Source organism: Microbacterium sp. (genome assembly GCF_036277215.1).
Classification (GTDB): Bacteria; Actinomycetota; Actinomycetes; order Actinomycetales; family Microbacteriaceae; genus Microbacterium.
Map to the genome: position 1 here is coordinate 1 of NZ_DASUNI010000242.1, position 9,236 is coordinate 9,236.

Genomic DNA, 9,236 nt, shown 5'->3' on the forward strand with positions numbered 1-9,236 from the left:
GCCCAGCCTTCGCCGATGTCGACGACGCCGGCGTTCTGGCCCATGCCCACCATGAGCCGGGTCTTCATCTCGTCGGAGACCTTTTCACCGAACTGGCGCAGGTAGATCTTGCTCGATTTGTACGAGCAGTGCTCCGACCACATGACCGAGTACATGGCGAGCTCGCCGCTGGTCGGGCGGCGTCCGAGGATCTCGCGGATGCGCGTGTACTCGTCGGGCTTGAGGCCGAGCGCGGCGTACGGCTGCTCTCGGTCGGGGGTGGTGGCGGCGTTGGAAACGGTATCCGCCACGGCGCGAGCCGGAGAGATCTGGGAGGGGGTGGTCACGCGGCTCAGCTCCAGGAATCGGGGACGCCGGACACGACCCATCCTAGTTCCGGCACCGCGTCCGCCCGGCCCCGCCCGCCCGATCCGCGAGACTGCAACGGGAGGTCGAGACAGCGGGTGGACCCCGCAGCCTCGACGTGCGGTTGCAGTCTCGCGGGAAGAAACGAGCGATCAGGCGGCGCGGCGCAGGGCGTCCTCGAACGCGACCCACGCGAGCATCGCGCACTTCACCCGGGCGGTGTACTTCGAGACGCCGCTCAACGCCTCGGCATCCCCGTAAGTCTCCTCATCGATCGGGATCGTGCCGCGCGAGCGCAGCGCCTCGCGGAAACCGTCGATGAGAGCGGATGCCTGGGCCCTCGGCATCCCGTCCTCGCTGTCGTCGACGAGCACCGCGAGCATGGACGCGGATGCCTGCGAGATCGAGCAGCCCGAGCCCTCCCACGAGACCTCGCGGACCACGTCCGCGTCGTCGAGCCGCACGCGCAGGGTGATCTCGTCGCCGCAGATCGGGTTGCGCTGGTGCGAGGTGGCCGTGATGCTGCCGGACGGCGCACCGCCCTCGTCCGTGAGCCCCTTGCCGTGCGGCCGCTTCGAATGCTCCAGGATCAGCTCCTGGTACAGCGACTCGAGCCCGCTCACGCGCCTACTCCGAAGAACGGGCGCACATCGGCGAGGGCGTCGAGGAACACGTCGACCTCGTCGGCGGTGTTGTACAGCGCGGTCGAGGCGCGCACCGAGGCGGTGAGCCCGAAGCGGGCGTGCAGAGGGGCGGCGCAGTGGTGGCCGACGCGCACGGCGATGCCGCGCGAGTCGAGGTACTGGCCGACGTCGTGCGCGTGGACGCCGTCGACGTCGAACGACGCGAGACCGACCCGGTCGACGCCGGCGGGGGCATCGCCGAGCAGTCGGACGCCGTGGATCGCGCGCAGTCCTTCGCGCAGCCGCTGCTCGAGCGCGCGTTCGTGCGCGTGCACGGCATCCATGCCGACGCCGTCGAGGTAGCGCACGGCGGCGGCGAACGCGATCGCCTGCGAAACAGGCTGCGTTCCGGCCTCGAACCGCTGCGGCGGGGGCAGGTACTCGGTGCGGTCGAGCGTCACGCGCGTGATCATCGAGCCGCCGGTGAGGAACGGCGGGAGCGCCTCGAGCACGTCCGAGCGGCCGTACAGTCCGCCGATGCCGTACGGTCCCAGCATCTTGTGCGATGAGAAGACCGCGAGGTCGACGCCGAGCGCGGGCAGGTCGAGCGGCAGGTGCGGAGCGGACTGGCAGGCGTCCAGGACGGTCAGCGCGCCGACCGAGTGGGCGAGCGCGACCAGCTCGGCGACGGGATTGACGATGCCCAGCACGTTGGACACGTGCGGGAACGCCAGGATGCGGGTGCGCTCGCAGATCATGGATGCCGCGGCATCCAGGTCGATCGTGCCGTCGTCGCGGACGGGGATGTGCCGCAGCACCGCGCCGGTGCGCGCGGCGAGTTCCTGCCACGGCACGAGGTTGGCATGGTGCTCGGCCTCGGTCACGACGATCTCGTCGCCCGCCGCCAGAGCGAAGCGCGCACTCGCGGGAGCGCCGCGGCCGAGCGTCGCGTTGCCGATCGAGTAGGCGACGAGGTTGAGGCCGGCCGTCGCGCCGCTCGTCCAGGCCAGCTGCTCGGGCGTCGCGCCGACGAACCCCGCGACGGTGGCCCGGGCCTCCTCGTACAGCTCCGTCGCCTCGGCGGCGAGCGTGTGGGCACCGCGATGGACGGCCGCGTTCTCGTTACTGAGGAATGCCACCTCGGCGTCGATCACGGCGCGGGGCTTCTGACTCGTCGCGGCCGAGTCGAGGTAGACCAACGGGTGCCCGTCGACCCGCCGGTCGAGGATCGGGAAGTCGGCGCGCCGCGTGCGCGGATCCAGCGCGGTCGGCGCCGTCGCGGCGGGCACGGCGGTCACGGAGTCGGTCGAGGTACTCACACTTCCAGGCTACGCCGCGGGCCTGTGCGCGGGGTCGGGGTCGCCGGCGACGCCCACCTACGATGGCTGAGTGGACTTCTCCTTCGCCTTCACGCCCGATCTGATCGCCGTCTTCGCCACACTCTTCGTCCTCGAGATCGTTCTCGGTGTCGACAACGTGATCTTCATCTCGATCCTCGCGTCGAAGCTGCCGAAGGAGCAGCAGGCCAGAGCCCGCAACCTCGGCCTCACCCTCGCGATGCTGATCCGCGTGGTGCTCGTGTTCTTCGCGGGCTGGATCATCACGTTGAAGGAGGACGTGGTCGTCTGGTTCGGGATGGGCTTCTCGATCAAGGACTTCATTCTGATCGCGGGCGGACTGTTCCTGGTCTACAAGGCGGTCACCGAGATCCACCACAAGCTCGAGGGCGCCGAAGACGAGCACGGCGCCGGCGGCAAGGTCGCGAAGGTGACGTTCGCCTCGGTGCTGACGCAGATCCTTCTGCTGGACATCGTCTTCTCGCTCGATTCGGTCATCACCGCGGTGGGAATGACCGAGAACCTGGTCGTCATCATCGTCGTCGTGGTGCTCTCGTTCGGCATCATGCTGTTCGCGTCGCGCTTCATCTTCACGTTCGTCAACAAGCACCCGACGGTGAAGATGCTGGCCCTGTCGTTCCTCCTGCTGATCGGCGTCTTCCTGATCGCCGAGGGCTTCGGCATCCACATCGACAAGGCCCTCATCTACGCTCCGATGGCCTTCGCGATCCTGGTCGAGGCGCTGAACCTCATCTACGCCGCGCGCAAGGCCAGGCGCGAGCACAAACAGCAGCACGCCGTGCAGCTGCGGCCGCAGTATCCCGACGTCGACGAGTCGGTCGCCGTGTCGGCGGCCCTGTCGAAGGCACCGGATGCCGGGGCCGTAGGCCTCTCGCGCAAGCCGGTCTCCGGAGCCGTTGACGTCGAGGAGCGCGCCGGCCTGGGTTGAGGCGAAGCGCGGGTCCGCCGGTGACTGTGCCGCACGGATCAGCGCAACGCGGCTCGGGCGATCAGCGGCCCGCGGCCCAGGCGATCAGTCGGCCGACAGCAGCCGCACCCCGTCCAGCACGGCGGTGTGCGTCTCGCGCGCGCCGAGGATGCGGAAGTGTCCCGCCGCGGGGACGATGACGTTCGTCGCACCGTCGAGGGCGCTGCCGCCCGGGATGTGCGGGTCGAACCGGCCGAAGATCGACACGATGCGGCCGTTGACCGAATCCTCCCGTCCGAGCATCACGATCGTCTCGTCGTCGGGGAGGAAGGCGCGGATGCTCGGGACGATGAACAGTCCTGCGAGCGGAGAGCCGTGGAACGGCGTGCAGACGGCGACCAGGCCCTTGAGACCGAGTGGGGGTCCGTCGCCGGTCGTCTCGCCGTGCAGCGTGTCCTGCTCGTGGGGAGCGGGCGCGCTCGCCGCGGCATCCGCTGGATCGCCGCCGGCCGCCGCCTCGATGGCGGCTGCGGCCGCCGCGCCGGACGCGACCAGCAGGTGCTTGCCGATGAGCCCGCCCTTGCTGTGTGCGACCAGCACGCGGCCGGCCGGGCTGGGAGCGTGCTTCTCGAGTGCCCGGCCGAGGCGCTCCGAGGTCTCGGCGATGCCGCGGCGGTTCGTCCCCAGGCCGTGCACGACCCGCACGCGGTGTCCGGCCGCGTTGAGCGCGTTGCCGAGGGGGCGAAGGAACGTCCAGTGCTCGTATACGCCGGGCAGCAGGACGATCTCGGCGAGATGCTCCGAGCCGGTGCTCCAGCGTCGGGGGGAGGGGCGCGCCCGGCCGATCGTCCAGGGAGCGGTGAGGATCGCAAGCTGCCGGCGGCCGGCGTAGACGTAGTCCAGCGCCCACCACCAGGCCTTCCGGAGCCACGGGTCGCGCCGATCCTGCTCGCCCGTGGTCATGTGCCGAAGTCTACGAGCCCGCGGTCGAGTGCGGGCCGGTGGTGCTGTCGTGCACTCGGTGCGAACCGGGCGGGCGGTCAGCCCAGGAACTCGCGGGCCGCGACCACCAGCGCGTCCACGCCTCGATCCAGCGTGGGCTGGATCACCGGTGCGAAGTACGGCGAGTGGTTGGTGGGGATGTCGCGCTCGATCGTATCTGCGGCCTTGGCGTCCGCGTACTTCTGCTGATCGATGCCGCCCCAGAACCAGAAGACCAGCGGTGCGCCGGACTCGCGTGCGAACCACGAGACGTCCTCGCTGCCGGTGAACATGCCGGGGTCAACGACCGTGCCCTCGCCGAATGCGCGGTCGAACGCGAGCGTCAGCTGGGCGGTCGCGTGCACATCGTTGATCGTCGGCGGCAGGGAGTGGTCGATCTCGATCACCGGCTCCTCGTCGGCGCCCGAGGCCTGCGCCTCGGCGCGGACGACGCGCTCGACCTTGGCGAGCACGCGTGCGCGGGCGTCCTCGTCGGGGTAGCGCAGGCTCAGCTCGAGCTTGGCCTCGGCCGGGATGATGTTGTTCTTCAGCCCGGCGTGGATCGAGCCCACCGTGACGACCGCGACGTCGCGCGGGTCGACCTCGCGCGACACGATCGTCTGAAGGCGCATGACGGTGGCCGCGGCCATGACGACGGGGTCGATCGTGGAGTGCGGTCGCGACCCGTGCCCCCCGCGGCCGAGCAGAGTGACGGTGAGACCATCGGATGCCGCCATCTGCGTGCCGGAGCGCACGCCGATCGTCCCAGCAGGCAGGGGTGTGACGTGCTGCCCCAGCACGATGTCGGGCTTGGGGAAGCGCTCGAGCGCGCCGTCGGCGATCATCGCCTGCGAACCGGCTCCGTACTCCTCAGCGGGCTGGAATACGGCGACGATCGTCCCCGACCACTGGTCCTTCGTCTCCAGGAGGCGCTCGAGGGCGCCGAGCAGGCACGTCACGTGCAGGTCGTGGCCGCACGCATGCATGACGGGCACATCGGTGCCTGCGGGGTCGGTGCCGCGCGCGGTGCTCGCGTACGGCAGGCCGGTGAGCTCCTTCACCGGGAGCGCATCCATGTCGGCTCGCAGCCAGACGACGGGGCCTTCGCCGTTGCGGATCGTGCCGATCACGCCGGTCTTGCCGATGCCCTCCTCGAAGTCGATGCCCAGCTCCGCGAGTTCACGGGCGACGACGCCCGCCGTCCGCGTCTCCTGGAACGACAGTTCGGGATGCCGGTGCAGGTCGGTGTAGAGGGCTTCGAGGTCGAGGGTCATGGGTTCGAGCCTAGTTCTCGCGGCTCGCCGCCCGCGGCGGGTGCTCGCCTGTCACGACACGCCCGACTCGGGACGCAGAGCATGACAGGCGAGTGAGCGGGTCAGCGCTCGAGCCGGGCCGTGGTGCCGCGGACGATCAGCTCGAACGGCAGGTGCGTCGGCTGCTCGCCTTGCGCGGTGCGGGGGGCGGCGGCATCCGGCGCTTCGATCTCATCGAGGATCGCATCGGCGGCGCGCTCTCCCTGCGCGAGCGGAAACTGGTCGACCGTCGTGAGGCGGAAGAACTCACCGAGCTCGTGTCCGTCGATGCCGACGACCGAGAGATCCTCCGGCACGCGGTATCCGAGTTCGCGCGCGGCGAGCAGGGCGCCGATCGCCATCTCGTCGGATGCCGCGACGATCGCGGTCGGACGGGCGCCTGGCCGTCCGAGCAGCTGCTTGGCGGCGCGGAAGCCGCCTTCGATCGTGAAGTCCGCGGGCTCGAAGAGCTCCGGCCGTGCGGGGATGCCGGCATCCGCCAGTGACAGCTCGAATCCCTGCCGCCGGTGCGTGGGGATGTGGAAGTCGACGTCGAACTCGGGGCTCGCGCCGATGTGGGCGATCTCGCGGTGGCCGAGTCCGAGAAGGTGCGCGGTCGCGAGCCTCGCGAGCTCCACATCGTCGACGGCGAGCGTCCTCAGCAGCGGGTGCGGTCCGCCGATCGCGATGACCGGCAGACCCAGCTCGCGCAGGCGCACGGTCTCCCCCTCGTCCAGCTCGATCGAGATCGCGAGGACGCCGTCGACGCGCTGTCTGCGCAGGAAGGTCTCGAAGACGGTGCGGCGCTGCTCGCGGTCGGCGGTCAGCGTATACAGCGTGATGTCGTAGCCGCGGCGCATCAGCGCTGCGGCCGTGCCGCTGAGCACCATGCTGAAGAACCAGCGGTCCAGGAACGGCACGAGCACGCCGATGTTCCGGTTGCGCCCCGATGCCAGGCTCGACGCGGACGACGAGACGACGTACCCGAGCGTCTTCGCGGCAGACTCGACGCGCGCGCGCGTCGGGCCCGATACGTGGCCGCGTCCGCTCAGCGCGCGGGAGACCGTCGCCGTCGACACGCCGGCCAGGCGGGCGACCTCGTCGATGCTCACCACGGCGCCTCCTCGAACTCTCGGCGTTGCGCGATCAGGCCCGGGCGTCCTCGAGCCAGACCGCGGTGTCGACCGGCAGCTCGTCACCGACGATCGGGCCGCTCGTCGCGATCACAGTGCCTCGCGGAAGGGTGATCGCGGCATCCGAGATGTTCGCGACGACGACCACATTCCCGTTTCGGAATGCGAGGACGCCGGCCGGGAATCCCGACAGCCACTCGAGCGTCCCGGCTCCGAGTCCGTGCGCCCGACGGGCCGAGAGGAGTGCGCGGTAGAGGGAGAGGGTCGAGCCCGGATCGTCGACCTGGACGTCGTGCGCGAGTGTCTCCCACTGCGCCGGCTGCGGCAGCCATGAGTCGCCCGTGGGGCTGAATCCGTACGCCGGAGCCGTCGCCGACCACGGGATGGGCACGCGGCATCCGTCGCGACCGTAGCGCTCGCCCTGCGTGCGGAACCAGGTCGGATCCTGACGTGCGGCGTCCGGCAGGTCGACGACTTCGGGCAGGCCGAGCTCCTCGCCCTGGTACAGATACGCCGATCCCGGCAGTGCGAGCATCACCGTGGTCGCTGCGCGGGCGCGACGCAGACCGACGTCGGCGATCGGCTTGCCCGGGGAGCTCGGGCCGATGCCGTGACCCTGGGGGTTCTCGGCCGTCAGCGCCAGCCGCGATGCGTGCCGCACGACGTCGTGGTTCGAGAGCACCCAGGTGCTCGGTGCGCCGACGCCGGCGTAGATGCGCAGCGACTCGGAGATCACGGCGCGCAGGGCGGGGGCATCCCAGTCGGTCACGAGGTACGGGAAGTTGAACGCCTGGTGCATCTCATCCGGCCGCACCCACAGCGCCGTCCGCGCGATCGTCGGCAGCCAGGCCTCGGCGCACAGCGCGCGGTCGCCGCTGTACTCGGCGAGGAGCAGATGCCAATCGCGATATACGTCATGCACGCCGTCCTGTCCCCAGTACGGCACGTGCGCCTCGTCGCCGCCCATCGAATCGGCGTCCGCGGGCGGGGTGTAGTCGGGGAGGGCGGCATCCTTGACCAGGCCGTGCGCGACATCGACACGGAAGCCGTCGACGCCGCGATCCAGCCAGAAGCGCAGCACGCGGCGGAACTCCTCGCGCACCTCCTCGTTCGACCAGTCGAAGTCGGGCTGCGTCGAGTCGAACAGGTGCAGGAACCACTGACCGAGTGTGCCGTCGGCCTCGACCACGCGCGTCCACGCCGGTCCGCCGAAGATCGACTCCCAGTTGTTCGGCGGCAGCTCACCGTTCTCGCCCTTGCCGTCGCGGAAGAGGTAGCGCGCGCGTTCGCGGCTACCGGGCCCGGCAGCGAGGGCCGCCTGGAACCACACGTGCTGATCGGACGAGTGGTTCGGCACGAGGTCCACGATGATGCGGATGCCGCGACCGTGGGCGGCGGCGAGCAGATCGTCGAAGTCGGCAAGGGTGCCGAAGAGCGGGTCGACGTCGCAGTAGTCGGTGACGTCGTAGCCGGCGTCCTTCTGCGGCGAGCGCTGGAACGGGCTCAGCCACAGCGCGTCGACGCCGAGCTCGACGAGGTCGTCGAGGTGATCCGTGACGCCGGGAAGGTCGCCGACGCCGTCGCCCGAGCTGTCGGCGAACGAGCGGGGATAGATCTGGTAGATGACGGCGGTGCGCCACCACTCCGCTCCGGGGCGGGAGGACAGGGCGCCTGCGCGGTCGACGATGTCGGGCACGGTGATCTCGGGGGAAGTCATCCGTCAAGGCTAGTGCAAGCGCTTACAGGCCCTGTCCGGCGGGGCGCCGCGGATAGGGTGGGCGCGTGCCCACCGCCGAAGCCCTCGCCCGCGCCGAGTCGCTGATCCGCGAGATCCCGGATCATCCGCGAGCCGGGATCCTGTTCCGCGACATCACACCGCTGCTCGCGGATGCCGAGGCCTTCAGGATCTCGATCGACGCGCTGATCGCGCCGTTCGCGGGCACCTACGACGTCGTGGCCGGCGTCGAGGCGCGCGGCTTCCTGCTGGCCGGCGCCGTGGCGATCGCGGCCGGTGTGGGGATGGTTCCGGTGCGCAAGGCGGGCAAGCTGCCGCGGCCGGCGGCATCCGCGTCGTTCGAGCTGGAATACGCCCAGGCGACGATCGAGGTGCACGACGACCTCCCGCCCGGCACGCGCGTGCTGCTCGTGGACGACGTGCTCGCCACGGGGGGAACGCTCGTCGCCGCGCAGCGTCTGTTCGCGGACCTGGGCCAGACCGTCGTCGGGACGGCGGTGCTCATGGAGCTCGAGGGTCTGGGCGGCCGCGAGGTCGTGGGCGAGGTGCACACGGTGTTCCGCGGCTGAACCGGGGTTCTTTATCCGCGAGACTGCAACCGCACGTCCAGACTGCGGGGTGCACCCGCAGTCTCGCCGCCCCGTTGCAGTCTCGGCGGAAGTGGGACGGGGGGTCAGGGTGCGAACGGCTGCGGCGCGACCACTCGCCGCCCGCGCACGTACACACCGGTGACGGATGCCTCGCGCATGCCCATGAGCAGCGTGAACAGATGCGCCTCGTCGCCGCCGTCGGCGGCCGTGTCCAGCGACAGGCCGAAGCCGGGCTGAGCCGCGGGATCGACGATCACGAAGTCCGCGTCCTT

General features: G+C 70.5%; 8 protein-coding genes and 2 pseudogenes. 2 read left to right on the plus strand and 8 right to left on the minus strand.

The window, feature by feature from the left end:
• The 3 genes and pseudogenes from VFX99_RS12140 to VFX99_RS12150 all read right to left on the minus strand — a co-directional run.
• Positions 1-368 (minus strand): annotated as a pseudogene (locus VFX99_RS12140) (phosphoribosylformylglycinamidine synthase II); the annotation flags it as partial.
• A gap of 129 nt (positions 369-497) precedes the next feature.
• The gene (gene sufU / locus VFX99_RS12145) at positions 498-968 is read right to left on the minus strand and encodes a Fe-S cluster assembly sulfur transfer protein SufU (RefSeq protein ID WP_329666553.1); all 471 of its coding nucleotides are present in this window, start codon (positions 966-968) and stop codon (positions 498-500) included.
• Positions 965-2,266, minus strand: a complete 1,302-nt coding sequence (locus tag VFX99_RS12150; protein WP_414684374.1) for a SufS family cysteine desulfurase — start codon at positions 2,264-2,266, stop codon at positions 965-967. The genes sufU and VFX99_RS12150 overlap by 4 nt, the downstream gene beginning before the upstream one ends.
• Positions 2,267-2,357: 91 nt before the next feature.
• Between VFX99_RS12150 and VFX99_RS12155 the strand changes: the two genes are divergently transcribed.
• Positions 2,358-3,254, plus strand: a complete 897-nt coding sequence (locus VFX99_RS12155) for a TerC family protein (RefSeq protein ID WP_329666554.1) — start codon at positions 2,358-2,360, stop codon at positions 3,252-3,254.
• 84 nt (positions 3,255-3,338) lie between these two features.
• On the opposite strand, the gene VFX99_RS12160 is transcribed toward VFX99_RS12155, so the two are convergent.
• From VFX99_RS12160 to VFX99_RS12175, 4 genes are all read right to left on the minus strand, one after another.
• Entirely contained in the window at positions 3,339-4,196 is an 858-nt protein-coding gene (locus VFX99_RS12160; RefSeq protein ID WP_329666555.1) for a hypothetical protein, read from the minus strand.
• Positions 4,197-4,273: 77 nt separating this feature from the next.
• Complete coding sequence (locus VFX99_RS12165) at positions 4,274-5,488, minus strand: amidohydrolase (RefSeq protein ID WP_329666556.1); 1,215 nt, start codon at positions 5,486-5,488, stop codon at positions 4,274-4,276.
• Between the two features lie 101 nt (positions 5,489-5,589).
• The gene (locus VFX99_RS12170; RefSeq protein ID WP_329666557.1) at positions 5,590-6,621 is read right to left on the minus strand and encodes a LacI family DNA-binding transcriptional regulator; all 1,032 of its coding nucleotides are present in this window, start codon (positions 6,619-6,621) and stop codon (positions 5,590-5,592) included.
• 31 nt (positions 6,622-6,652) lie between these two features.
• Entirely contained in the window at positions 6,653-8,356 is a 1,704-nt protein-coding gene (locus VFX99_RS12175) for a glycoside hydrolase family 13 protein (RefSeq protein WP_329666558.1), read from the minus strand.
• A 65-nt stretch (positions 8,357-8,421) separates the two neighbouring features.
• Between VFX99_RS12175 and VFX99_RS12180 the strand changes: the two genes are divergently transcribed.
• On the plus strand, positions 8,422-8,943 hold the full coding sequence (locus VFX99_RS12180; protein ID WP_329666559.1) for an adenine phosphoribosyltransferase: 522 nt from the start codon (positions 8,422-8,424) through the stop codon (positions 8,941-8,943).
• A gap of 104 nt (positions 8,944-9,047) precedes the next feature.
• On the opposite strand, the pseudogene VFX99_RS12185 reads toward VFX99_RS12180, so the two are convergent.
• A pseudogene (locus VFX99_RS12185) lies at positions 9,048-9,236 on the minus strand (guanine deaminase); the annotation flags it as partial.